The organism is Aureibaculum algae, assembly GCF_006065315.1.
Lineage (GTDB): Bacteria > Bacteroidota > Bacteroidia > Flavobacteriales > Flavobacteriaceae > Aureibaculum > Aureibaculum algae.
Genome location: NZ_CP040749.1, coordinates 2,626,964 through 2,652,817, shown reverse-complemented (window position 1 = coordinate 2,652,817; position 25,854 = coordinate 2,626,964). Strand labels below are relative to the sequence as shown.

Genomic DNA, 25,854 nt, shown 5'->3' with positions numbered 1-25,854 from the left:
ACTCTTTATTCTCGCTTAGAGTTTGTTTATAAATCCATAAAACGTTCAATTTCCTCGGTCTTAATTTCAGGGTTAGCTCCTGCTCTACTTGCTACAATAGCTCCGACAGCACCTGCAAAATCGATTGCAATTTGTGGTGCGGTTCCTTTCAATAACTTATGAATTAGAGAAGCTAAAAAAGAATCGCCCGCACCAACAGTGTCAGCAACAATAATTTGATACCCACTATTGTAATAAAAAGTTTCATTTTGATAGAGAATAGCTCCATGACGTCCTTTTGTTACACAGATTGATTTTGTATCGGTGTGTTCGGCAATAAATAAGATGTTGTGTTCCAGAGATTTTGAGGTAGCACCTAAAGATGCTGCTATTTCAAAGATTTCATCATCATTAAATTTAATAAAATCCGCTTGTTTCATTAAATAGCTTAAAACATCAAGGGTGTAATACGGTGCTCTTAAATTGATGTCAAGAATTTTATATTTTGTTACTTTTAAAAAATCATAAAGTGTATTTCTAGAAGTGTCATCTCTAGCAACTAAACTACCGAAAATAAAGGCATCTGCAGTTTGAACCATGCTCTTTGCTCTTTCCGTAATCTTAATATTATCCCACGCTCTTGGAAAATTAATATCATAAGATGCAGAACCTTTTTCGTTCAACATGACCTTCACTTCACCTGTTTTTAATTGTTTATCAACTTGAATGTAATCAATATTTACACCATGTTTCTTTGCAAATAAAACGATTTCTTTACCTAATTGATCAGCACCTATTCTTGTAATAATAGAAACATTATTCCCAAAAGATTTTAATCTTAGGGCAACATTTAAAGGAGCACCACCTATTTTTTTATGTGTAGGAAAAACATCCCACAGTACTTCACCAAAACAAACAATATTTTTCATTTTGTTACTTTTTAATACTTATTATTTAAATCAATAACACATTTTTCAATTCCGTTTTTTAAAATGTTCTTATAAGCAGTAGTATAAGTACTTACAAAGGTTGGAGCATCTTTTAATTTACCAAATATGGTTTCTATTTCTAAAAATGCTTCAGGATTATATTTTGATGCGGCTATACTTTTTTCATTTAAAGTTGCTTTCATAGCATCTTTAATAATTAATACTTTGCCATTTTCATCCTTTCCTAAGCTGTAAATTGCCCAAGCAGCAATAACTAACGAAGCAAAGTCAATAGAACCCTTTTCTTTTAAATTAGTCGTTACTGTAGGTAATACGAAAATTGGGAATTTTGCAGAACTTTCAGAACAAATTCTATCAATTTGATCTTTGATATTGATATTACCAAAACGTTGCAACAATGATTGCTTGTAGCTTTCTAAGTCAACACCTTCTAGTTGTCCTAAAGTGGGTGTCACCTCTATATCCATATATTTTTTTAAAAATGCATTTATATGTGGATTGTGAACAGATTCATCGATAGTATCATACCCCATTAAAGCACCAATAATACCTAATACGGTATGACCTGCATTTAATAAGCTTAATTTCATTTTTTCATAAGGAACCACATCTTCAACAAATTGTGCTCCTACAGTTTCCCACGCGGGTCTATCCGTACTGAAATCATCTTCAATAACCCATTGCTTAAAAGGTTCACAAACTACTGGCCAAGCATCATCTACTCCTGAGGTTTCTTTTAATTTTTCGATATCCAATGCCGCTGTAGCTGGTGTAATTCTATCAACCATACTGTTTGGGAAAGAGACATTTGTTTCTATCCATGCTACTAATTCCGGTTCGGCTTTTTGCACATAGCTTAACAACATTTTTTTTGCCATATGCCCATTTCCTTGAATATTATCACATGATTGTATGGTAACTCCTAATAATCCTCTTTCTTTTCTAAGTTTTAATGCTTGTGTCAAATACCCAAAGATTGTTTTTGGCGATTCAGGATGCTCTAAATCGTAGTGAATTTGGGGATTTTCAAAATCAAAACCACGCGTGGCTTCATTATAATTATACCCTCCTTCAGTAATGGTTAAGGTTATAATTTTAACCTCGGGACTTGCCATCTTTTCAATTACAGTGGTTGGATTTTCTGGTGCATATAAGCACTCAACAATAGATCCTATAACTCGTTTTGTAAGCGTGCCGTCCAGTTCTTTAATTATTAAAGTATATAATCCATTTTGCTCTTTTAAGGTATTATATATTTTAGTATCAAATTCTAATAAAGCGACACCACAGATCCCCCAATCTTTTATAGAATCATCATGTAATAATGCATCTGTATAAAAAGCTTCATGTGCTCTGTGAAAGCCACCAATACCCACATGTACAATACCTGTTTTTATGTTACTTCTGTTATAAGTAGGACAAGATATACGTTTGGCAATTTCAGCCAAGTTCTTTTGATTAAGTTTAATTATTTTTTCCATGATATTTATATTTTTTTAGTTTTTCCACGTTTAAGTGCCCAATATGCAGTCGCAAAGTAGGTTATAGTGCATATGAATGCATATCGATAAAATATTTCGCGATTTGCGATGTACATCACTTCATCTTTACTACCAAATAAAACGATACAAGCTAGAACTATGGTGATAAGTAAAGCCAGTAAAGAGGTACTTCTTAATATTTTTGTAAAAAGAGATGTATCTCGTACAGGTTTACTTTCTTTTTCTGCTTTTTGTTCTTGAAATTTTATTATGTTTAAGTTATGTAATTTTTCCTTTGCTACTGCCTCTGGGTATTTGTCTTTAGCTCCATATCGACCAGCTAAAAAAGTATATACTAATATGGTAAATACCCAAGTTGGTAAAAACAGATAAAAGAAGGACATGACATTTAAAAGGTTTAAACCAAAACCGAATGCAAGACCTAAAGCCCAAGATGCAATGGCGGGTGTACTAACGGTCAATTGGCGATAATGCAACCAATACCTTGTATATCCAATTCTAGGGAAAATTTGATGTTCTGCAAATACAATTGCACCAACGGGCACTACTAATAACCCTGCGTAAGTAAGAAGCGGAAGTATTTGAGAAAACACAAAAGGAAAACATGCAACCATCATCGTTACTAAACCAACCATTAACGTGGTTTTTTTTCGTGAAGTCTTGGTGAAAATTGCTTGTGCCGCTAAGCCTGCTCTGTAAAGATTAGCAACGGCTGTTGTCCAACCAGCCACAATTACAATTACGAAACCAGACCAACCTAATGCATAATACGCTACATCACCTGGGTCTAATTCTACAATTGATTTTCCTATGATAACGGCGGCTCCAGCACCCATAATCCCTGCTGCTATCCAAGCAACATAATGCCCAAACATCATTCCTGTACTCGTAGCTAAACCGTAAGATTTCTTTTTTGCAAAACGCAATAATGCCATATCAATAAGTCCGAAATGCGTAATGGTATTGGCAGCCCAAGCAAAACCAATGACTTCTGTTAGTCCGATACCTGCTTCACCGTCACTGTTAACACCTGTCCAAATAGATTGATCGCCTAAGGTTATAAAATCACCCCATCCTTCTGGTATCGGTTTGCCTAATACTTCTAAGGACAAAGCAGGTAAAAGTACAAAAGCACCACAAGTAAACATCACAAACAACCATGGAGCACAAATTCCAGAAAATTCAGAGACCGCTTTAAAACCATAGATAGCAATAGACACTACAACAATACCAACAATTAATACAATTATGATAAACCAAAAATTTGTAGGGTACCAATTGAGCTGTGGTGGAATATTAAAAGCAAAACGGACAGCGGTAGAAGAAACGGTGATCATGGCTGCTGAGATAACTGTAAAAATGATTACGTTAGCCCAATTGTAAAGCTTGGTCATTGAATCTCCCGCTATTTTATTGAGGTACGTATATAAACTCAATCGTGTGTCAACTGCAATTGGTGAGGTAATTAATGTCCAGCTTAAAACTGCTAAAATATTACCAATTAATAATCCTAATAAAATATCTTTAGTAGTTGCTCCTAAAGCTACAAACGTGGCTCCAATAACGAATTCAGTTGCTGCAACATGTTCCGCAGCGTACAATCCTGCAAAATGAGTCCAATTATGCAATTTGTGTTTAGCAATTGGCAATTGTTCATCTTCTAAGTTTTCGAACTGCCGAAATTCATTGGTTGTGTCCATGATGTATATTTTTTAGATATTAGCTTGAGTTAAATTTTTTATGTTTACTTAAGTACTTAGTAACAAAACCTTTTAGTAATTGGTGTTAAATTGTACTGTTTTTTTTATTTTTAAATTTCATAATTAAATGTGTTGATGTTAGATGGATTAAAATAAAGCGAGATCTAGTTGCAAAATGGTTTTTTCTTTTTCTGGATTCCACATGGCCGTAACTTCAACGGGCAATTTATAACTCCCTATATGTATGTCCTTACAAAATGTAGCACCCACATTAATGAGATTAGCTCCATCTTCGGTGTAAAAGGTTTTATCAGTTATAAAAGACCAAGCTCCACCAGTGAATAGAGTTAAATTGGAATTAGTACTTTGCCAAACTTTGCTTTTTATTTCAAAATAATGAGTCCAAGAATCTTTTAGCAAACCATCCGATTGAATTTCATAATCTCCAGAACCACCACCAATAATAGTAGCTAAGTATAATTCTACCTTGGGTGTAACCGCATATCCGAAGCCAATGTCTACAAAATTATAACCTTGTTTTTTATCATAACTCCAATAATGTAAGACATCACCTCTTTCTTCAACTGCGGTATAATTATTATGTGATACAGCTTCAATAAACAAAATATCGTTAAAATGATAGGAAGCATAAAGGGATACTTCTTTATAATTAGCATTTACATAAGTAGCGTTAATTTCGTTAAATATGTCAGTACTCGTAAAACTTGCTCCTCCCCAAATACCAAGGATAAATTTTTTATTACGTGTTGTAAATTCTAAACTAGTAGCAAATACAGCCCCTGGATGCACTACTGAACCATGCCATGTATGCATATTTTTTATATGTCCACTGGCATTGAATACTTTGTAATCTGTTGTTGTTATATTTTCTTGTGCTGAAGTGATATTAAATTTTAATAGTATAAATGTAGAGATCAATACTATTTTAAATACGTTGTTATTCTTTTCTTTGAAATCAGATTTAGATATTTTCATGATTGCATAAGTAATAGATAAATATTAACAAACGTCACTTTTACGTTTATTTTTCAAATGTAGGAATAAATATTTGAATAAAACTAATTTATTTGTGAAAATATAGTTTAAATTAACCGTAACATATGCTAAATTGTCTTAACTAATAAATAATGGACGTGCTTAAATTGATAAAAATAAAATGTATATTTGACGTTATATAAGTAATATTATCATATTTTAATAAATAGTATAGCTATGAACCTTAATAAAATTCTTAATTTATCTGTAGACTGTGTTGTATTTGGATACGACACAAACACGAAGTCACTCAATGTCTTATTAATAAAACGATATTTAGAATCTGAAAAGGGATCAAAAATTCTCGTTGATGATTATGTATTGACAGGTTATCACGTTTATGAAAATGAAACGTTAGACGAATCTGCTTCTCGCGTATTAAAGGAGCTTACGGGATTATCAAATTTGTATAAAAAACAATTTAAAGCATTTGGAGACCCCGATCGTTTAAAACATGAAAAAGATTTAATTTGGGTGGAGCACGAGAAATTTAATTTAAGAACCATTACTGTGGCCTATTACTTTTTATTAAAAACCGAAGAGGTTGATTTAAAAAGTAATAAAAATGAAGCGAAATGGTTTCCAATTGGTGATTTACCAGATTTAGGTTTTGATCATGAGCAAATTATTTTGGAAGCATATGAAGATTTAAAAATAAAATGTCTTTCTGAACCTGTAATTTTCGAATTACTTCCCGATAAATTCACCATCAATGAAGTACAAGATTTATATCAATCAATTTTACAAATAGAAATTGACAATCGTAATTTTAGGAGAAAATTAATAAATAAAAAATATATTATTCCACTTGACGAAAAACAAATTGGTGTTTCAAAAAAACCAGCTCAATTGTATATGTTTAGTAAAGATATTTATGATAAAATGTTTCAAAAAAATTATTTAATAAATATATAGGGATTATTTTTTATAAAACAAAGCTTCATTTCAACGTAAAATTTTCACACTCCCCTATTTCAGCAGCTATTAATTGTGATTATATAAGGCGTATTATCTCGAATAAATAGAAGTTATAATAAGATAGAGGTTTTCTAAAATTTATGGAAATATTTTAGTGCTGTTTACAATGTATTTTGTAGTTTTAACTAATGGCAGAAACGAAGAAATTTGGCACATTTGCAGGTGTTTTTACACCATCTCTACTTACAATTTTAGGTGTTATTTTATATATGCGTTTGGGTTGGGTTATTGGTAACGCAGGCCTTTTTGGTGCCATTATAATCATACTTATTGCACACGTAATCTCTATATCTACGGGATTGAGTATTTCATCTGTAGCCACCGACAAAAAAATTGGAGCTGGAGGAATTTATTATGTACTTTCACGTAGTATGGGAATTCCCATTGGAGGAGCCATTGGTATTGCGTTGTATGTGGGTACCGCCTTTTCAATTGCGTTATATTTGGTAGGTTTTGCGGAGAGTTTTAATGGGTATTTCAATTTTGGAATGGGTATTAACGACTTGCGAATTACTGGAACCATTGCATTGGTTTCATTGACTGCTCTGGCTCTAATTAGTACTTCTGTAGCCTTAAAATCTCAGTTTTTTATATTGGCTGCTATCGCAGTTTCTTTAGTTTCTATATTTTTAGGAACACATGATTTTACCCCACATTCAGTTAATTTGTTGCCTTCAGAAGGGTCTGCATCCTTAGAAATTGTATTTGCTATTTTTTTTCCAGCAGTAACTGGATTTACGGCAGGTATTGCCATGAGTGGCGACTTAGAAAACCCTAAAAGCTCAATACCAAATGGTACATTATGGGCGATAGGTGTTGGCTTAGTGGTTTATTTAAGTGTTGCCATCTTTATGGCATATACGGTGGACTCTGAAGTCTTAAAGTCGGATTATAATATTTTAATGAAAATAGCAATTTTTGCACCTGCTGTTGTGGCGGGAATTTGGGGAGCTACCCTGTCCTCTGCTCTTGGTGGTATATTAGGTGGGCCTAGAATGTTGCAAGCCATGTCTGTTGATAGAGTTACTCCGAGAATATTTGCTAAAGGACGTGGCGAAAATAGAGAGCCCGTGAATGCTTTATTATTGGTGTTTTTAATTGCGGAAGCAGGAATATTAATAGGTGAATTGGATGTAATTGCACGCGTGGTGTCCATGTTTTATTTATCGGCTTATGCGTTTATAAACATTACATTTTTCTTAGAAAGTTGGGCAAATCCTGATTTTCAACCCTCTTTTAAAGTAAAAAGATGGATTGGCTTACTCGGATTTATAGCCTGTTTTGTAGTAATGTTTAAACTAGATATGGTTGCCATGATGGGAGCATTGGCCGTAATTGGAGGTTTATATTTTTGGTTACAACGAAAGGAAGTGAAAATTAAATCTACCGATATATGGAAAAGTGTTTGGGAAAATGTAGTAAATAAAGGTTTGAAGAGAATTGATAATAAGCAAAATGTAAATTCCAGTTGGAACCCAAATGTTATTTTATTTAGTAGAGAGAGTGATCATCAATCATATTTATTAGAATTGAGTAAAGCAGTTTCTGGTCGTACAGGAATTGTCACCAATTTTGACCTGATTATAGACAATAAGAATAAAATACCCTTAAAAAGATCAGAACAAATGGTAAGGGACGGTATCTATAAAGATTTAGGAATTTTTGCTAGACGGATTAAAATAGAGAACTTATATAGTGGTATTACAAATATTGCCATGACGTTCGGATTTTCAGGAGTTGAGCCCAATACCATTATGATGGGATGGCCTAAAGGTCTTGAAGATTCTGTCGAGTATGAAACAATGACCGAAAACCTATTGCACCTTGATTATAATTTATTGTACTTAGATTTTGATATTGAGAAAAAGTTTGGTAATTATAAAACGGTCGATTTATGGTGGAGAGAAACAGATAGTAAAAATGCTGAAATGATGCTGAACATTGCCCGTTTCATTTTATCATCTCCAAAATGGGATCACACTTCTATTCGTGTTTTATTCATAAACAATACGGATATAAATCCTATAATCATTCACAATAAAATAGCTAAACTAGTGGATGACTTGCGAGTGATTGTTGAAATAAAAATAATAGAAAATGTAAAAGAACAAATTCCATTTTTTGATACTATTAAAAACTATTCAGCAAATACAAATTTAACTATTATTGGTATTCCAAATTATAAAATAGAACAACAAGCGTCTTACATAGTAAGTGCGAATCAGTTATTTGAAACTATTGGTTCAGCTTTGTTGGTAAAAGCAGCTAATAATTTTAATGTATTAGATCTCGATTTTATCAATACTAAATCGTGATGTTTTTTATTGAAAAACTTTAAGCAAAAAAAACCAGAGCTTATAAGTTCTCTGGTTTATTTATTTTTATAAAGGATTAAAAAAGCTTGTTTTACCAAATTTTTATACGCTCCTCTTCTGTTTTGTAATTCGCTTCACCCGGCTGTACATTAAAAGCCTCATAAAAAGGAGTAAAGTTCATTAATGGGCCATTTACACGCCAAATCGGAGGTGAATGTGGATCTGTGGCTACATAATTACGTAAATAGGCATCACGTGTTTTTACACGCCATATGTTCGCCACCGATAAAAAGAAGCGTTGGTTAGGTGTATAGCCACCAATTTTAATCGTGTCTTTTCCTTGATCGGTCATTTTAAATGCGTCAAAGGCAATTGAGATTCCACCATTATCTGCAGTGTTTTCACCAACCGTTAATCCGCCTTTTAAATGTACACTATCTAATACCGTAAAAGCACTGTATTGATCAATAATTTGTTGCGTTTTAGCTTTGAACTTGGTGTAATCATTTTCCGTCCACCAATCGGTTACATTTCCATCTTTATCGTATTGTGCCCCTTGATCGTCAAAGGCATGTGTAAACTCGTGACCGATAACCATACCAATACCACCGTAATTTACAGCATCATCAGCATATAAATCAAAATATGGGGCTTGTAAAATACCAGCTGGAAATACAATTTCGTTTAATGAGGGATTGTAATAGGCCGTTACTGTAGAGGGTGTGGTATGCCATTCATCTCTATTTGGAGCTTTATTTAATTGTTTTAGTTGGTATTGATAATCATCTTTATTTAAGGCAACTACGTTTTCAAAGAATTGTGCCCTCTCAATGTTAGCATCATAGCTTCTCCATACATCTGGGTAGCCAATTTTTTTGCTAATGGCAAAGAGTTTCTCTTTTGCTTTTACCTTGGTACTATCACTCATCCAATCCAACTTGTCAATTCGCTTTTCTAATGTTGTTTGAAAATTATTAACCAAATCTAAAGCACGCTTTTTGGCATCTTCATTAAAATAACGCTTAACATATAATTGACCTAAGGCAAAACCTATTTGCTGATCTACACGACGCACCATTAGTTTTGTACGTGGTTGTTGGACGGATTGACCAGAAATAACTTTAGAATATTCAAATGAGGCATCTTGAAAAGGTTTACTCAAAATATTGTCATGACTTCCGATAGAATTTGCTTTTAGATACAATTTCCAATTTTCTAAAGGAACAGAAGTTAGCATTGTATTTAAAGTATCATAATAAGCAGTTTGTCGTACATCTACTGAATCTACTGCTGTTCCTAAGTTTTTCAATAAAGCAGACCAACCAATGTTTGGATGTTTTGTATTCAAATCAGCGACAGCAAGCTTGTGGTAATTTTCTTTAACAACTCTGCGTTCTATACGTGTTTTATGAGATGTTGCCATTTGCTTTTCAATGCTGTAAACAATATCAGCTTTAGCTTTAGCATCTGATTCTCCTACCAATTCAAATAAGGTAGTTAAATAGGTTTTGTAGGCTTCTTGAATACTTTTTACTGAAGGATCGTCCTTAAAATAGTAGTCGCGATCTGGTAATCCTAATCCCGTTTGCGAGAAGTGTAAAATATTTAGTGTACTGTTTTTTTGATCTGGAGAAATATAAGGGCTAAATATTGAATAATCACCAGACTTTATTTGTGTCGCTGCGAATTCTGTTATGGAAGAAACATCAGTAATCGCATTAATTCTATCTAATATAGGTTGAATAGGTTTGCTACCGCGTTCATTAATGCTAACGGTATCCATACCCGAGGCAAAAAAGTCACCTACCAATTGCTCAACACTTCCTTTTGGATGTTCTTTTTGAGAAACTTCTTCTAAAATGTTTTTAAGTAGTTCTTGTTGTGGAATATTTAAAAAGCGATAAGACCCTACGCCTATCTGATCATCAGCAATTACAGCGGTATCTAACCATATTTTATTTACATGGTTAAAAAAATCGTCACCAGGTTTAATTGAACTATCAATTCCATCAAAAACAATTTTACTCGGTGCAGTGACAGTGGCCTCTTCTTTACAAGAAACAAAGGTTAGTGTTAAGAGGATAACATAAATAAGTTTTTTCATAAAAGTATAAGAGTTAAGTTGTTATTCAGTCAAAGATAGTTTTTTTATATTTTAATTGGGAGATACCCCTTTATCATATAAAAAATAATGAGCATGAAATCATTAAATACTCCAATCTTATAAACTCTTCTTTCCGAAAATTGATTCAATCGAATTTTGATAACTACAAAAAACTTTTTATAAAACACAACACGTTAAATGATGTTTTGTGAAAGAAATAAAAAAAATAACGAGTTGCTATAAAGTTACTTACTACCGCTATTAAAATTTTATGTTTAAATTTTAACTTTTTGCATATAGAATCATATCCATGAAGATAAAAAAAATCCCTATAACTACTACGTTCTATTAAATGTCTAATGGAAAAAGGACGTAGTTGAAAAAGGGAAAACTCTTAATAATTTAAACTTGAATTAATGAACTATTAATTCACCTGATTTTAAAGCATTGTCAATATCTACTTTAACAACAGTATGACTTCCAAAGAAACGACCACCATCATTACGACTTATTTTCACAATTTTAGTCCCGTCTTTTTTCTCTTTTACTCCAGTAACCAGAACCAAACTACCTACTATGTTTTGGTAACTTACAATTCCACCACGTTTAATTATAAAGTTTGATTTTGGGAATTTTATATGTTTATATTCCTTTACAATTGGTTTTCCTATCTTCAAAACATCCCCTTCTTTCACATCAGGATTGTTCGTTGCAAACAAAGTAAATGAACATATAGTTAAAGCAAAGGTTAATACCATTTTTTTCATTATACACAAAATTTAGAGTTAATATTATTTAAATTCATTGTTATTAAGTCCCAAAAATATATAATGTGTAATTTTTGCCCAAATAGAAATCTATAAGAAAATGTTAAAGTTATCTGAATTTTGTAAAACGATAATCCTTCTAAAATTCTCGCTTTCCAAATTCACTATCAATAAATTTAGCTTTATTCTTAGCTGCATTAAATGTATACGATAGGTTTAACGATACCATATCTACTTCATAAACATAATTGGTGGTTGTATAAAATTGACCTGGTCTTGACGTTGTAATACGTTGCTCATTGGTGTTTAATAAGCCCATATCTATATTTTGCCATTGTAATGTTGCTGTTAACTTATTATCTAAAAATGATTTTTTAAGGGTTAAATTTGGAGCATAAAATCTAGAATCTTCACCCATTGCTGTATTTCTATCTGATAAATAATTAAAAGAGAGTTGAACAGATGCATTTTGCCAAAAAGAATAGGTAGAATTTAGATTGACCGAATAAATAGTTGATTCAGAATCAATGGTATAGGTTCTTTCTATACCATCTCTATGGTTGAAATTTAAAGCACCAGCTATGGTATAATTGTAAATGTTAAAACCTACAAAATTAGTCCAATTTTTAGTGGGCTTTATCGTTGCTCCTATTTCCAATCCAACAGCATTACTCTTACCTACATTAGAATACACTCTATTAATAATACTATCAATTACAGCACCATTCGGCTCATAAGCCAAGGTGTTGACACGATTGATAACATTATCTACATGCCTATAATAGGCTGTAGCATATACGGAATTACCTTTCCCCATATTTTTTGTGATACCCAATTCTACCAAGTCGATAAATTCTGGTAATAATTTGTTATCACCTTGTTCAAAAACCTCTGAATGTTCACGTTCTGCAAAACTGTTCATTTTAAAAGTAGTAGTGCGTTCTAACCTTTTGCTATATGCCGCCTTAAGATTGGTTTTGTCATTTACTTTATATTGAACAGATGCCGATGGAAATATTTTGAAGAAATCATATGTGTAACGGTTTGGCATAATTTCACTTTTTAATGATTCTTCATAGGTTCTATCCATAGACTCTAAGCGTACGCCCGCAGCATAATCCCATTTGTTTTTGGCTCCTGTTAATTGTAAATAACCAGAATGAATGGTTCTGTTCATTTCAATATCTGAAGAAAATTCAGAGACCAAATTTCCGTTTCGTTCATATACAAACTCTCCAGAGTGATCTAAATTACGAAATTGATATCCTGTTTCTATGGTTCCGAAAACAAACGGTTTCCATTGATAATCTAAATTAATACGCGTACCGTAGAGTGGATTGTCATTGGTATTATACTCTTGTTGATAAATAATATTGTTATCGGGGTATCCTAAATTGTCATTAACCGTTGGGCCACCTAAAAAAGTGTATTCATATAATATAGACGCAGCTATTTTAGATTCGTTTTTAAATTTATGAGTATAGTCAAAGCTACCTAAGGCAAAGTCTCCTTTTCTAATTCTTAAATTGTGATTATAATATTGCAATGTATAAATTCTGTTGTCACTTCCAATAGGCGAAACCGCATGATTATCGTAATATACTATATCAGCCAATCTATCTTTCGTGTGTTTTCCTGCAAATAAACCTAGAGAATAGGTGTCAGCATCGTTGGGTGTAAAATCAACATTAAAGCGGCCATTATAAGTGATTTCATCGAAGCTTCGTTCTCCATCAGAAGGGAGAAATGTAGTTTTATTTTCGGCATCGTTAACAATGAACATATCGCCTTCTCGCCTACCCGATTTATCATTTCGTTGATAGCTGGCTCCAAAAGAAAGATTCCACTTGTCATTTCTTTTATTGACAGTAGCATCTATGCCATAACGTTGGGCATCAACTTTCGTATCATAAGGTTCTATAGAAGGGAATCCGCCACGCACATTAACTTGAGCATAAACCCCATCAGTAGCACCTTTTTTGGTAATAATATTTAAAATACCACCTTTTCCTTCCGGATCATACTTTGCAGAAGGAGCTGTAATCAATTCGACACTTTGTAAGGCATTTGCTGGTAATTGTGCTAATATAGCACTTGCATCACCTTGCGTCGGCTTACCATTAACCAGAACAGCAAATCCTTGGCTTCCTCTAACACTAATAGCTCCCTGGCCATCTACACTAACAGATGGTAAGTTTTTTATAATATCTACAGCATTACCGCCTTCACTACTTTGATATTTTTTAGTATCAAATACTTGACGGTCAATTTTATGAACCACGGTCGCTTTTTCTCCTTTTACTATTACTTCATTCAATTCATTGCCCATCGTTAGTTTGACAGTAGCTAAATCTACCAATATCCCCTTTTTAGAAACCACAATGCTTTTAATTTTACGTGTGGTATAACCTAAAAATGAAGCTTCAATATAATAGGTTCCTGTTTTTATATTAGCGAAAGAAAAAGCACCATCTGCTTCTGTAATTACACCATTTATGGCAGTACCATCTTCAGAATTAAAAAGGGCTACGGTTGCAAATTCTAATGGAGAATTATCAGATGCATCTACAATTTTTCCTTTAATTTGTCCAAATGATAATTGCACAACAATTAGTAACAATAGCACTGTTAACTTTTCTTTAAATGACATTTAGTTTTGAATTTTTAATTGCCGACAAAACTAACAATCATTTTAGAATAGTAATGCACTATTCGAAAAAGAATTATTTATATAAAAAAGTAGTAATATAATTGTAAAAAATAACACTTATTGATCTACTTAATATACTTGTTGAAAAGCTTTTACATGTGCATATATGGCCACGGTGTCTATTTTCATTTCAATAGGTTCATTTAACATTTTCATTCCTTTTACATCATTCATTTGACCTGCTTGAGAAACGGCTTTAACACCATAGAATTCACCTTCTTTATTTATTACTTTTATATCAATTATATTCTCAAATTCACGAACTCCCTTTACTTCCAATTGATCTCCATTTTTATCAATAGCAACAAGTTTGTAAATAGATCCTTTTTCACCTATGGCTGCTACTGTTTTATAATTATCTGTACTTGACACTATTTTAACTGGCAATATTTCTGTATCACTTTTAAAAGCTTTTATGTTTATTAAACTTCGTTGGTCTGAATCTAAAATAGCATTGACATCAAATGTATTTCCTTTATCATCTAAAGCTTTTACTTCCAGAAAATATCCTTCAGGATGTACTCCTACAATATGCCAAAGAAAATTGTCATCAGCGGCTGCAGCTTGTGGTATTGCTTTAACATGGGCGTAAACATTGGCTCCAAAAAGGGTATATTCTAAATCTTCTTTCTTAGTTTTAACTCCTTTTATATCGTGTAGTTGACCTTCAGGAGAAATTGCTTTTAGACCATAGAATTCACCATTTTTACCTATTACTTTTATATGAATGATATTTCCAGAACGTAATACACCCCTTACACTTAAACGTTCACCATTGGGTGCCACCGCTTTAATTTGATATACAGTACTATCTTTAGCTATGGCTACAAGCGGAGTCTGTTTGCCTTCATTAACCAATAATTTAACAGGAATAATTTTATCACTAACCAAAGCCTTAATACTCATAAGTGTTCTTTGATCTCCTTTTTGAAGGGCTTTTACCTTATAAGATTCTCCGTAAGCATCTACAGCAATAATATCTAATAACCGACCATCAGGGTAAATACCTTTAACATGCCATACAGACTCAATTAAACCTTTCGTATCTTGAGCGGGTTGTACTTTATCATTAATAGCTGCTTCTTTTCCGCTATCTTTAAAACTTACGAGCACAAATAAAACCAAAAGGACTAAAAAACTAATGGTTACTTGAAAAAAACGAGATATATGATTTGAGGTTTTCATGTTGATAAATTTTGCATTGTTATTGAAATTATAGTTTAAAATATTCTTTACTATTAAAATTAAATTTTACTTCAATTTATAATCTTAATATTTGTAACACAATGATTTATATCAGTTATGATAAAAATGATTTCGGTCTTGTTTTCTTATCGTAGACCTTAACTTTAATTATTCTTGCTGCTACTATATTTTATCATTATTTTGCATCGCTTAAAACAATTATTTAAATGAAGGTTTGTATTGCCGAAAAACCAAGTGTTGCCAGAGAAATTGCCGAAGTGTTAGGTGCAAAAACTAGACATGATGGTTATTATGAAGGTAATGGATATGCAGTTACGTACACATTTGGACATTTATGTACCTTGATGGAACCTAATGATTATAAACCCCATTGGAAAAGTTGGGATTTGAATAATCTACCCATGCTTCCCGAAAAATTTATGACCAAAGTTGTTGATAATACAGGGATTCAAAAGCAATTTAATATTGTTAAAAGTCTATTTGATAAAGCGGAAGTTGTGATCAATTGTGGGGATGCGGGTCAAGAAGGAGAATTGATTCAGCGATGGGTTTTAGATCAAGCGGGGTATAAGGGGAAAGTGGAGCGATTGTGGATTTCTTCCTTAACTACCGAAGCGATAAAAGAGGGGTTCCAAAAATTGAAACCTTCAGAAGATTATGATAATCTTTATTATGCAGGGTTTTCTAGAGCCATTGGTGATTGGCTATTAGGAATGAATGCTACACGTTTATATACTGTTAAACACGGTGGTTACAAACAAGTACTTTCTGTAGGACGTGTACAAACACCAACCTTGGCTATGGTGGTCAATCGATTCTTAGAAATTGAAAACTTTAAACCTCAACCTTATTGGGAGTTACAAACCCTTTATCGTGATACCTTATTTAGTTATGAGGAAGGTCGTTTTCTTAAAATGGAAGACGGACAAGTATTGGCGGATAAGGTAAAGGAAGATGAGTTTGAAATTGTTTCGGCCACGAAAAAGAAAGGAAAAGATTATGCACCAAAACTATTCGACTTAACAGGATTGCAGGTGTATTGCAATAAAAGATTCAGCTTTTCAGCAGATGAAACCTTAAAAATAGTCCAAAAATTATATGAACAAAAAGTAGTTACTTATCCTCGTGTAGATACTACTTTTCTACCTAATGATGTATATCCAAAAGTAGCTGGAATTCTTAAAAACCTAACCAAATATGCAGAATTAACGCAACCTTTATTAGGTAAAAAGATAAAGAAATCGACACGGGTTTTTAATGATAAAAAAGTAACCGATCACCATGCAATAATTCCAACTGGTGTACAAATTCCGTTGCAATACAATCAACAACAAGTCTATGATATCATTACGAGACGTTTTATAGCAGTTTTTTATGAAGACTGTTCTGTTTCAAACACGACAGTAATTGGTAAAGCTGCAGAAGTTAATTTTAAAACCACAGGAAAAGAAATCTTAAAAAAAGGATGGCGAGTTGTCTTTGAAAATAAAAATACGGAAACGACAAGCAATGAAAGTGGTATGCTTCCTAATTTTGTTAAGGGTGAAAAAGGGCCACATGAACCATCTTTTTTGGAAAAACAAACCAAAGCACCGAATCAATTTACGGAGGCTTCCCTCCTACGTGCTATGGAAACAGCTGGAAAACAAGTTGATGATGAAGAGTTGAGAGATCTAATGAAAGACAATGGTATTGGAAGACCATCAACAAGAGCGAATATTATTGAAACACTGTTTAGAAGACAGTATATTAAACGAAATAAAAAGCAGTTGATTCCGACAGTAACGGGAATTCGATTGATTGAAACCATTCAAAATGAATTGTTAAAATCAGCGGAGTTAACGGGTAAATGGGAAAAGCAATTAAAAGATATTGAAAAAGGAGAATTTAGTGCGGGTACTTTTATAAAGAATATGAAACGTATGGTAGATCAATTGGTTTATGAAGTACGAAGTGAAACTAAACGTGCTAACATTTCTCAAAATACAGTACTTCAAAATCGCGAAAAAGAGAAAAAGGTAAAAAAGGTATCGGGAATTACAGCAGAAACTTGTCCCAAATGTAAAAAAGGAACACTCTTAAAAGGTAAGAGTGCTTATGGATGTAGCAATTACAAAAATGGCTGTAATTTTGTACTTCCGTTTTCCTTTATGGAGAAGAAAATATCAGAAAAACAATTGATTCGGTTACTTCAAAAAGAATCTACTGTAAACTTAAAAGGGTTTACATCTGATCATGGAACTGTTGAAGGTCTCGTCCGTTTTGATGACCAGTTTAATTTGGTTTTAGAAGAAAAGAAAACGGCTAAAAAACCAACTTCTGATGCGTTAATTTGTCCTAAATGTAAAAAAGGTACTATTATAAAAGGCAAGGAAAGTTATGGTTGTAGTGCTTATAAATCTGGCTGTGATTTTAGATTCTCATTTAAAGAAATTAGAGAAAAAGCGGGTGAACAGCCATTGACGAAGGAATTGGTATATGCTATATTAAGCGGCAAAAAATAAAAGGCTCCATGTGTTACACATGAAGCCTTATAAAACGAACTCAAAATATTAATGTATCTTTTTTAATTATCTAATTCTATAATCCCAACCACTTCGTACGCTCTTGTGCCATCTACCTGAACTTTTTCGTAAAGAATGTTAGCGTATTCATAGTAAGTTTGTCCATCTATGACTACTTTTTCATAATCATCTGGCAATTCATATATTATGGTTCCCACTTCTGGATCTATCACCTCATATTCATTATTTAGTTGTGTGTAAAATATACCTGACACGTAAAAATAATTGAAAGTATTAAAACGTACTCTTTTGTAATGAGCAGGCAATGTTCTAATTCTAAACCCTACTTTAGGTGCAATAGCAATATAACGTCCTCTTGAATAGGTATAATACCTGTTATTGTTATAATAATATCGTTGGCCGTTATGATTAATCACTTTTCTATTGGGTACATTCCGTACAGACACCACTTTTCGTGTGGGTCTTTTATAGGTTACCTTAGTGCTAGAAATCCTTCTACTTGGTGTCGCTTTTTTTACTGTTGTCGTTCTGGTAACTTTTTTAGTGGTACTACTTCGTCTCGATTGTGCTGAAACTTCTGTTGTCAATGCCATCAAAAATAGTGATGTCAAGATTGATGCTTTTAATATTGTTTTACTCACCAAATAATTATTTGATTTTTGGTATTCGTGATTTTTCTTTGAAAAGTTCATAATTCCTGTTTTTTAAATTTAACTTCTTCTTACTACTTAGACTATTAATTTTGTTAATCGTTTAAATCTAATTCAATTTTTAAGCCAAAAAATAGGATTATCGATAGATGGTAACTTTTTATCGACGTTTATGAAAATTCTCTATACTTCAACAATTTTTTCTCTTAAGTTGTTTTTAAAAAAAGAGAAATACCCTAAAGTAATTCTCTTTTTTATAACAAAATGCTTAATTATTTTAATAAACCTAGTAAGCCTTGTAATTCAGTAAGGTTTAAACTTGAATTTTTATCAGTATCTAATACATTAAAATTATCTGCCACAGATCCTATGGCTTCTGTTGAACTTATGGCTTTATTTTTATCAGTATCTAATAAACTAAAAAGACTTGATATTTGTTGCACCGTAGAGTTGGAGCTCATTGAACTTAACAATGTTGCCGCATCAGCAATTGATGATGTATTTGTACTCTTAAGGCTATTACAACTTGCCATTGTTATAAGTACTATTACTGACATTGTGATTTTTCTCATACTATAAACTGTTTTTAAATTTACACAAAGGTAAATTTACGCGTTGTAATAAGGAAAGGAAATAGACCGGTTGACATTTTGTATCTATCAATAACATGTTTCAATAGATAAAACAAAATTCAATTATAACTGAAGAGAATTATCGTTTATAAAAGCTAAAAATTTAGGCTTGTATTGTTCTGAAATAGTAATTCGTTGGTTATTGATTATAATTTGGCTACGCTCCACAACTTCAATATTATTTAGGGAAACAATAAAAGAACGATGTACACGCATAAAATGCGTTTCTGGCAACTCTTCCTGTAATGATTTTAAACTCATTAAGGTTAATATGGGCTTCGGATTATCTTTTATCCATATTTTAATATAATCTTTTAACCCTTCAAAATACATTACATCTGCTAGTTTAATACGCAGTTGTTTATATTCTGATTTTACAAAAAGAAATTCTTTTTCTTCAGAAACTTCTGTTTGCTGCTTTCCTTTTATTAATGAGAACCAATTACTGGCTTTATTAGCTGCGGCTAAAAACTCAGCGTAATCAAATGGTTTTAATAAGTAATCTAAGGCCGCTACTTTAAAACCTTCTAATGCATATTGGTCAAAGGCAGTTGTAAACACAACTCTCGTTTCTTTAGGTAACATTTTAGAAAATTCTAATCCCGTTAAATCTGGCATTTGAATATCTAAAAACAATAAATCTACAGGTGTTTCTTTAATGAACTCCATTGCTTCAATGGCACTACTGCATTTTTTTTTGAGTACTAGAAAAGGTGTTTTATTTACATAGCTTTCTACTAAGTTTAAAGCCATAGGCTCATCATCTACAATAATACAGGTGATTTTTAGGTTACTCATAACTTAAGCGGTTTCAATTTCTAAATGTACTAAAAAACGATTGTTTATCACACTTGATTTAAAGCTATGTTTATTAGGATATAACAACTGCAATCGTTTCTCTAAATTTTGAAGTCCAATTCCCGAACCACTTTTATCATTCGTTTTTTTAGGGTAATTATCGTTTTCAATAGTAAACAAAACTGTGTTGGCATTTCTTGTCATATTTATTTCAATTTCACACGCTTTACTTGCTGATACACCATGTTTAAAAGCGTTTTCTATTAAAGAAATAAAGAGTAATGGAGCTACTTTAATATCAGTCTCTTCTGGTGGAAAACTGTAACTAACCACCGTTTTATCAGATACACGTAATTTCATTAAATCAATATATTTTCTCATAAAATCTATTTCTTTTGAAAGTGGTACCAATTCTAAATTGGTTTCATATAACATATACCGCATTAACTTACTTAAGCTATGTATCGATTTTTTTGCTTGGTCTGGTGAAATATCAACTAAGGAATAAATATTATTTAATGAATTAAAAAAGAAGTGAGGTTGTAATTGGTAGTGTAAATGCTGTAATTCAGATTGTAACTTAAAATTAAGAGCTTCTTTACGTTCCGCTTCCGTTTTAACCCATCTTTTGGTTGTTTTTATGGCAATTGAAAAAAGTAAAGGTGCCATATAAGATAACATTTGTACGTAAATAAACATCTTAAATGGAGGGCCGTTTTTATCAGGTCCATCAACTCGTTTTTTTGCAATATCTTGAAAGAAATTATTCTCAATTTGTTCTTTTAAAAGTAAAAAAACACCAATAAGCACCGCATTTAAAATAATAAACTGAATTGTTTTCTTAGTAAATAAAAAGTGATCTATCAATACAAAATAATTGAGATAGAAGATAACTGCATAGAAACCTAGTGGTATCCAAAAATGCATAATTACTTTATTAATTTCTTGGTCTTGTCCATATGTCAATGCATATGGCATACTAAATAAGACTATCCACACTAGTAAGTGCGAAAAAATTGTTATTTTTTTATTTTTATGCATTTTATAATATTTATGATTAATCCCACTTATTTGAAGTAGTCACCGCATAGCGTCCAGAACCCGTAAAAAAGAACACTAATCCTCCGAATGCATATAACAAAAGTAATTCAATTTCTAGTGCTCCTGTTTTTGATATAGCAAAAAGATCCTCTGAATGTGCCAAAGCTAGAGCTGCAGTCATACCAAAGAAGAAGACTAATGAAGCTAATCTAATTCTAAATCCAATCATTATGAGTAGAGGTGCTATTAATTCTGTAATATATACACCATATGCTATCATAGTTGATAAACCAGCTTCCGTAAGTATATTTTTAATTCCATCTAGGTTACTTAATTTTGCAACTCCGTGAAATAGCATTAATCCTCCAATCACTATTCTTAATAGCAACAATCCGAAGTCTATATCTTTTTTCATCTTTTTTAATTTGAATGATTACTCTACATTTCTCACCAAACGAACATAATTATTAAACCTTTCACCACCTTCACTTGCAGGTCCGTTTTTATATTTCGTATCAAATCTCACTGCTCCTGCTCCATGAAAATCATGCCCTTGATTATTTACAGCTCTACCAAAAGCAACATACCAAGCATAGTAATAAGGTTTCCCTTTTTGAAACCGTGCTGAAGTACTAGTCCAAAAGTAAGGATAATCTATTTCATCATTTTCATTTTTTATTTCTGAACATTTAAAAATGGGATCAATAGCAGGACCATCATATAGCGTATCTTTGGCATCTGGAGCAAATGAATAATCTACAATACCTTGTAATTCTTTAACATTTGGTAACCGCCAATCTGAATAACCAGCTAGTTCTGATTTTTCAGCATAGTGTAAAGCATTTTTCCAATCTAAACCTTTTTGACTATCCATTTTAGACCACATTAATCCTGTTGCTTTATCAGTAATTGTTTTATCGGCGTTATCTACAAATTCATTGATTCCATAAGTATCACCGCGTACAGCTCTAACATGTTTTAACATTGGATTGCCCATTGGTTTTTCTCCATTCCTTGGAGGTGGCGGTCGGTTACCTTCTGTATCTTCACCTTCTGGTCTTTCTTGTTTTTGTGAATTTTCACCACTTGGAGGTGGTCCTTTTCGGTCTTTCATGTCTTTTGGTTCTTCTCCTGCATACGCTTTAATATGTCCTGTAGCATGGTTTACACCAAATGCAGCCGTATACCCCCCTTCTTCTGTATGACCAACATATGTATTACTAGTCCAATATTGTTCGCTTTTATCAACAAAATCAGTATTAACAAGCGAAAAATAAGTGGTATCTAAATAAGGCCACCCTTCACTGAAATCACTAATTGAGAATAATTCTTTAGCGGTTGGCAATCTCCAATCATCATATCCACCAAGCTCTAAATTTTCGCAGTACTCTTTTGCACCTTGCCAATCAAATCCTTCAGAAGTAGGAATTTCTTGCCACATCAATCCCGAGTTTAGATCCGTTGTTACACCATTATCACTTTTTTGATAAGACATCTTCTTGCCCTTTAAATAATTTGCATCTTGACCAAAAAGTGAATCACCTTGTTGCAACGTTGCAATTACTTGTCCATCTTCACCATATGCGTAGATTTGACCGGTTGCAATTTGTGCATAGTTGTTTACCTCAGTTTTAACCGTTTTCAATTCCTTTTTCTTATCACTGCAATTTTGTAGGCTTGTGACAAAAAGCAAACTTATAGTAATAGCTAAAAGGGAGTTGTTTTTAAAAGTTTTCATTATAATATTATTAATTTATTATTCGTAACGCAATGCTGTAATTGGGTCTAAAGCAGCTGCTTTTTTTGCAGGATACCATCCGAAAAAGATACCTGTAACTGCACATACGGCAAAAGAAATAACAATGGAATACAATGCGACACTTGTTGGCCAGTTTAAGAATTTTTCAATAAATACTGTCGCTCCAAGCCCTAACATTACTCCTAAGAGACCACCAGTTATACTTATTAAAATGGCTTCAATTAAAAATTGCATTAAAATATCCGCTCCTTTTGCACCAACAGCCATACGGAGTCCTATTTCTTTTGTTCGTTCTTTAACCGATACATACATAATATTCATAATACCAATACCACCAATTAATAATGAAATACTAGCCACTGCCACTAACAGAATAGTAAGCATTTCACTGGTAGAACTAAAAGTAGAAATTAACTCTTCCATAGAACGAACATGAAAATCATCTTCTTCATTTTCAGTTATTTTGTGTTGTTTTCTTAAAATTTCTGAAACTTGAGTAACTGCTTCGGGTGCCTGATCTTCACTTATAGCAGATGCTATAATAGATTCTAAATGGTCTATTGCTAAAATTCTTTTTTGCACTGTGGTATAGGGTGCAATAACCACATCATCTTGATCTTGCCCAAACGTATTTTCTCCTTTTTCTTCTAAAACACCAATTATTTTAAAAGGAATACTATTAAAGCGTATCATTTTTCCAACAGGGTCTTCACCATCTAGGAATATGTTATCTACAACAGTTTGACCAATCAAGGCTACTTTGGAAGCCGATTGTACTTCGGAATCAGTAAACATACTTCCACTTTGTAAATCAACTAATTTGATTTTTAAATAATCAGAATTCACTCCGTAAATTGTTGATGGCCAGTTATTAGATCCATTTATAACTTGTCCTCCTCCATTAACCATTGGTGTTATATATGTTAATAAACTTGCTTGTTCTTTAATAGCATAATAATCAGTAAGTTTTAATGTTTCCATAGCACTTCGCTCTTGCTTAACACCACCTCTTACATCAGATCCTGGTCTAACCGTTATCATATTAGAACCCATCGCTGAAATTGTAGTCCGAATACTTTCTTTAGAACCTTCACCAATGGCAAGCATGGCAATTACTGATGCCACACCAATAATAATTCCTAACATGGTAAGTAATGTTCTCATTTTGTTAAGAACTATCGCTTTAAAAGCGATTTTTATTAAATTTAAAAGTCTCATAATTAATCGTCTTCTTTAGGTAATTTTGCTAATTCGTCTGCGGCAGATTGCACCTTATCATTCTTGTAATCTTGAATAATATTTCCATCTTTTAAAACAATGGTTCTATTGCTGAATGTAGCTATATCAGGTTCATGGGTTACGAAAGTAATCGTAATTCCTTTTTTATTTAAGTCTTGAAATAAAGACATAATTTCGTAAGAGGTTCGTGTGTCTAAATTGCCTGTGGCTTCATCAGCCAAAATCATAACCGGGTTATTTACCAACGATCTGGCAATGGCTACACGTTGTTGCTGACCACCAGAGAGTTGTGAAGGTGTATGATCCATCCGATCGCCCAAACCAACCATTTCTAGTGCTTTAATTGCTCTTTCTCTTCGTTCTTCAGTTGATACTTTACTATTATATAATAGTGGTAGTTCAACATTTTCTAAAGCAGATGTTCTGGCTAATAAGTTATACGATTGAAAAATAAATCCTATTTTTTCATTTCTAATGGTTGCCAATTCGTTTCTGCTAAGTTCTTTTACGCGTACATTATCAATCTCATAGATTCCAGCAGTGGGTTGATCTAAGCATCCTAAGATATTTAATAAGGTACTTTTACCAGATCCACTTGAGCCCATGATGGTAACGAATTCACCTTCTTTTATGGAAAATGAAATACCTCTTAACGCGTGAACCGTTTCGGTTCCCATGGTAAACTCACGTTTTAAATCTTCTATTTTAATAATTTCTTTACTCATGATTGCTTACTTTTTTTTGCTTCCTGGCCTCTGCGGCATAAATGGACTTTCGTTTGTGCCACTAGCACTAGCTTCCGATTTAGCCACTCCTTTTAAACTATAGACTAATTTTTCATCTTGTGTAACACCACTCAAAATTTGAACATTTACACCGTCACTAGCCCCAAGTGTTACCGTTTTTGGTATTATTTCTCCATTATTTGCTAATACCCAAAGTGTCTTATCGGTTTTGTTAGTACTACGTGTACTTTCTGGTAAATTATGTTGTATATTATAAGCAGTTAATGTTTCCTTTTCAGGAGTAAAATTAATGGCTTTTGCTTCCGTTGTTAACACATCATTTAACTCTAAGGTAAATATAGATATGGTTGCTGTTAACCCTGGTTTCAGTTTTAAATGTTCGTTTTCAGCTTTAATAACGACAGTGTATGTCACAACGTTTGACGTTACTGTTGGGTCTAAACGGACTTGCGTAACAACTCCATTAAACGTTTCACCTACATAAGCATCTACTGTAAATTCAACACGTTGACCTTCTTTTACACCGCCTATATCTGCCTCATCTACATCTGCTTCTACCTGCATTTCTTTTAAGTCTTGTGCTATGGTAAATAACGTAGGTGTGCTAAAACTAGCCGCTACTGTTTGTCCTTCATCAATTGCTCTCGATAAAACAACTCCATCAATAGGTGAATAAATATTGGCATAGCTTAAATTCGTTTGTGCTTTTTGCAAATCTGACAGACGTTCGGTTACAGTACCTTTTGCTGTCTGTAAATTATAGGTGGCATCATCATAATCAGATTTACTAATTACTTGATTATCATACAAGGTTTTTTGTCTATTGTAAATGGTTTGCAAGTAATTTCTTTGGGTAATGGCATTATCATACGCTGCCTTGTTTTGTGTATAGGTAGCTTGTAGGTTCGTTTTATCTAATTCTGCAATCAACTGCCCTTCTTTTACCACACTATTATAATCTACATATATCTTTTCTACAACGCCAGATACTTGTGTCCCTACTTCTACTTGTGTAATAGGTTCAATGGTTCCAGTAGCAGTTACCGTAGTGGTTACATTTGCAGTTTTTGCCACAACCGTTTTGGCTTCTATTACGATAGCATCGTCACTACTTATAAAACTATAGACTACAATAGCTAAAACTACTGTGGCTATGCTAGCTATAATTAATTTTCTTTTTGTTTTCATGTGTTTATA

At 32.7% G+C, this 25,854-nt stretch carries 20 protein-coding genes; 3 read left to right on the top strand and 17 right to left on the bottom strand.

All coding sequences use genetic code 11. From position 1 onward, the window contains the following. Positions 1-26: 26 nt before the first annotated feature. The 4 genes from FF125_RS11020 to FF125_RS11005 all read right to left on the bottom strand — a co-directional run bounded on the left by FF125_RS11020 (position 27) and on the right by FF125_RS11005 (position 5,127). A complete protein-coding gene (locus FF125_RS11020) occupies positions 27-908 on the bottom strand; it encodes a carbohydrate kinase family protein (RefSeq protein WP_138949820.1) in 882 nt (293 codons plus the stop codon). An 11-nt stretch (positions 909-919) separates the two neighbouring features. Then, positions 920-2,410: a mannitol dehydrogenase family protein gene (locus FF125_RS11015; RefSeq protein WP_138949819.1), complete on the bottom strand. Its 1,491-nt coding sequence runs from the start codon at positions 2,408-2,410 to the stop codon at positions 920-922. Positions 2,411-2,415: 5 nt separating this feature from the next. Continuing rightward, a complete protein-coding gene (locus FF125_RS11010) occupies positions 2,416-4,131 on the bottom strand; it encodes a purine-cytosine permease family protein (protein WP_138949818.1) in 1,716 nt (571 codons plus the stop codon). A gap of 147 nt (positions 4,132-4,278) precedes the next feature. After that, positions 4,279-5,127, bottom strand: a complete 849-nt coding sequence (locus FF125_RS11005; protein WP_138949817.1) for a hypothetical protein — start codon at positions 5,125-5,127, stop codon at positions 4,279-4,281. Positions 5,128-5,364: 237 nt separating this feature from the next. Between FF125_RS11005 and FF125_RS11000 the strand changes: the two genes are divergently transcribed. Together FF125_RS11000 and FF125_RS10995 are read left to right on the top strand one after the other, a co-directional pair. After that, a complete protein-coding gene (locus FF125_RS11000) occupies positions 5,365-6,102 on the top strand; it encodes an NUDIX hydrolase (RefSeq protein WP_138949816.1) in 738 nt (245 codons plus the stop codon). A 191-nt stretch (positions 6,103-6,293) separates the two neighbouring features. Beyond that, positions 6,294-8,480 carry an amino acid permease gene (locus FF125_RS10995; protein WP_138949815.1) on the top strand — a complete coding sequence of 729 codons (2,187 nt, stop codon included), beginning with the start codon at positions 6,294-6,296 and terminating at the stop codon, positions 8,478-8,480. Between the two features lie 91 nt (positions 8,481-8,571). Here FF125_RS10995 and FF125_RS10990 read toward each other — a convergent pair whose 3' ends face one another. From FF125_RS10990 to FF125_RS10975, 4 genes are all read right to left on the bottom strand, one after another. Beyond that, positions 8,572-10,584: a M13 family metallopeptidase gene (locus tag FF125_RS10990; protein WP_138949814.1), complete on the bottom strand. Its 2,013-nt coding sequence runs from the start codon at positions 10,582-10,584 to the stop codon at positions 8,572-8,574. Between the two features lie 413 nt (positions 10,585-10,997). Then, positions 10,998-11,351, bottom strand: coding sequence for a hypothetical protein (locus FF125_RS10985; RefSeq protein ID WP_250629562.1), 354 nt, complete (start codon positions 11,349-11,351; stop codon positions 10,998-11,000). A 139-nt stretch (positions 11,352-11,490) separates the two neighbouring features. Next, a complete protein-coding gene (locus FF125_RS10980) occupies positions 11,491-14,001 on the bottom strand; it encodes an outer membrane beta-barrel protein (RefSeq protein WP_138949813.1) in 2,511 nt (836 codons plus the stop codon). A 129-nt stretch (positions 14,002-14,130) separates the two neighbouring features. Further along, positions 14,131-15,246, bottom strand: coding sequence for a DUF7486 family protein (locus FF125_RS10975; protein ID WP_138949812.1), 1,116 nt, complete (start codon positions 15,244-15,246; stop codon positions 14,131-14,133). A gap of 227 nt (positions 15,247-15,473) precedes the next feature. Here FF125_RS10975 and FF125_RS10970 point away from each other — a divergent pair, with 227 nt between their 5' ends. Then, entirely contained in the window at positions 15,474-17,771 is a 2,298-nt protein-coding gene (locus FF125_RS10970) for a type IA DNA topoisomerase (RefSeq protein ID WP_138949811.1), read from the top strand. Positions 17,772-17,833: 62 nt separating this feature from the next. On the opposite strand, the gene FF125_RS10965 is transcribed toward FF125_RS10970, so the two are convergent. The 9 genes from FF125_RS10965 to FF125_RS10925 all read right to left on the bottom strand — a co-directional run bounded on the left by FF125_RS10965 (position 17,834) and on the right by FF125_RS10925 (position 25,845). Beyond that, positions 17,834-18,484 carry a DUF6515 family protein gene (locus FF125_RS10965; RefSeq protein ID WP_138949810.1) on the bottom strand — a complete coding sequence of 217 codons (651 nt, stop codon included), beginning with the start codon at positions 18,482-18,484 and terminating at the stop codon, positions 17,834-17,836. Positions 18,485-18,714: 230 nt separating this feature from the next. Further along, entirely contained in the window at positions 18,715-19,014 is a 300-nt protein-coding gene (locus FF125_RS10960) for a hypothetical protein (RefSeq protein WP_138949809.1), read from the bottom strand. Between the two features lie 123 nt (positions 19,015-19,137). Further along, entirely contained in the window at positions 19,138-19,872 is a 735-nt protein-coding gene (locus FF125_RS10955; protein ID WP_138949808.1) for a LytR/AlgR family response regulator transcription factor, read from the bottom strand. A gap of 3 nt (positions 19,873-19,875) precedes the next feature. Continuing rightward, a complete protein-coding gene (locus tag FF125_RS10950) occupies positions 19,876-20,913 on the bottom strand; it encodes a sensor histidine kinase (protein ID WP_138949807.1) in 1,038 nt (345 codons plus the stop codon). Between the two features lie 16 nt (positions 20,914-20,929). Beyond that, entirely contained in the window at positions 20,930-21,328 is a 399-nt protein-coding gene (locus tag FF125_RS10945) for a DoxX family protein (RefSeq protein ID WP_138949806.1), read from the bottom strand. An 18-nt stretch (positions 21,329-21,346) separates the two neighbouring features. Next, the gene (locus tag FF125_RS10940) at positions 21,347-22,651 is read right to left on the bottom strand and encodes an Lcl C-terminal domain-containing protein (protein WP_138949805.1); all 1,305 of its coding nucleotides are present in this window, start codon (positions 22,649-22,651) and stop codon (positions 21,347-21,349) included. An 18-nt stretch (positions 22,652-22,669) separates the two neighbouring features. After that, positions 22,670-23,890, bottom strand: coding sequence for an ABC transporter permease (locus tag FF125_RS10935; protein ID WP_138949804.1), 1,221 nt, complete (start codon positions 23,888-23,890; stop codon positions 22,670-22,672). Positions 23,891-23,892: 2 nt separating this feature from the next. Beyond that, positions 23,893-24,636 carry an ABC transporter ATP-binding protein gene (locus tag FF125_RS10930; protein WP_138949803.1) on the bottom strand — a complete coding sequence of 248 codons (744 nt, stop codon included), beginning with the start codon at positions 24,634-24,636 and terminating at the stop codon, positions 23,893-23,895. 6 nt (positions 24,637-24,642) lie between these two features. Next, positions 24,643-25,845, bottom strand: a complete 1,203-nt coding sequence (locus FF125_RS10925) for an efflux RND transporter periplasmic adaptor subunit (protein WP_138949802.1) — start codon at positions 25,843-25,845, stop codon at positions 24,643-24,645. Between the last annotated feature and the right edge of the window lie 9 nt (positions 25,846-25,854).

Coding starts and splice junctions, on each gene's coding strand:
- FF125_RS10995 (WP_138949815.1), top strand. CDS start 6,294: ATGGCAGAAACGAAGAAATTTGGCACATTTGCAGGTGTTTTTACACCA.
- FF125_RS11000 (WP_138949816.1), top strand. CDS start 5,365: ATGAACCTTAATAAAATTCTTAATTTATCTGTAGACTGTGTTGTATTT.
- FF125_RS10930 (WP_138949803.1), bottom strand. CDS start 24,636: ATGAGTAAAGAAATTATTAAAATAGAAGATTTAAAACGTGAGTTTACC.
- FF125_RS10925 (WP_138949802.1), bottom strand. CDS start 25,845: ATGAAAACAAAAAGAAAATTAATTATAGCTAGCATAGCCACAGTAGTT.
- FF125_RS10935 (WP_138949804.1), bottom strand. CDS start 23,890: ATGAGACTTTTAAATTTAATAAAAATCGCTTTTAAAGCGATAGTTCTT.
- FF125_RS10960 (WP_138949809.1), bottom strand. CDS start 19,014: ATGAGAAAAATCACAATGTCAGTAATAGTACTTATAACAATGGCAAGT.
- FF125_RS10990 (WP_138949814.1), bottom strand. CDS start 10,584: ATGAAAAAACTTATTTATGTTATCCTCTTAACACTAACCTTTGTTTCT.
- FF125_RS11005 (WP_138949817.1), bottom strand. CDS start 5,127: ATGAAAATATCTAAATCTGATTTCAAAGAAAAGAATAACAACGTATTT.
- FF125_RS10970 (WP_138949811.1), top strand. CDS start 15,474: ATGAAGGTTTGTATTGCCGAAAAACCAAGTGTTGCCAGAGAAATTGCC.
- FF125_RS10940 (WP_138949805.1), bottom strand. CDS start 22,651: ATGAAAACTTTTAAAAACAACTCCCTTTTAGCTATTACTATAAGTTTG.
- FF125_RS10955 (WP_138949808.1), bottom strand. CDS start 19,872: ATGAGTAACCTAAAAATCACCTGTATTATTGTAGATGATGAGCCTATG.
- FF125_RS11010 (WP_138949818.1), bottom strand. CDS start 4,131: ATGGACACAACCAATGAATTTCGGCAGTTCGAAAACTTAGAAGATGAA.
- FF125_RS10980 (WP_138949813.1), bottom strand. CDS start 14,001: ATGTCATTTAAAGAAAAGTTAACAGTGCTATTGTTACTAATTGTTGTG.
- FF125_RS10950 (WP_138949807.1), bottom strand. CDS start 20,913: ATGCATAAAAATAAAAAAATAACAATTTTTTCGCACTTACTAGTGTGG.
- FF125_RS10975 (WP_138949812.1), bottom strand. CDS start 15,246: ATGAAAACCTCAAATCATATATCTCGTTTTTTTCAAGTAACCATTAGT.
- FF125_RS10945 (WP_138949806.1), bottom strand. CDS start 21,328: ATGAAAAAAGATATAGACTTCGGATTGTTGCTATTAAGAATAGTGATT.
- FF125_RS11020 (WP_138949820.1), bottom strand. CDS start 908: ATGAAAAATATTGTTTGTTTTGGTGAAGTACTGTGGGATGTTTTTCCT.
- FF125_RS11015 (WP_138949819.1), bottom strand. CDS start 2,410: ATGGAAAAAATAATTAAACTTAATCAAAAGAACTTGGCTGAAATTGCC.
- FF125_RS10965 (WP_138949810.1), bottom strand. CDS start 18,484: ATGAACTTTTCAAAGAAAAATCACGAATACCAAAAATCAAATAATTAT.
- FF125_RS10985 (WP_250629562.1), bottom strand. CDS start 11,351: ATGAAAAAAATGGTATTAACCTTTGCTTTAACTATATGTTCATTTACT.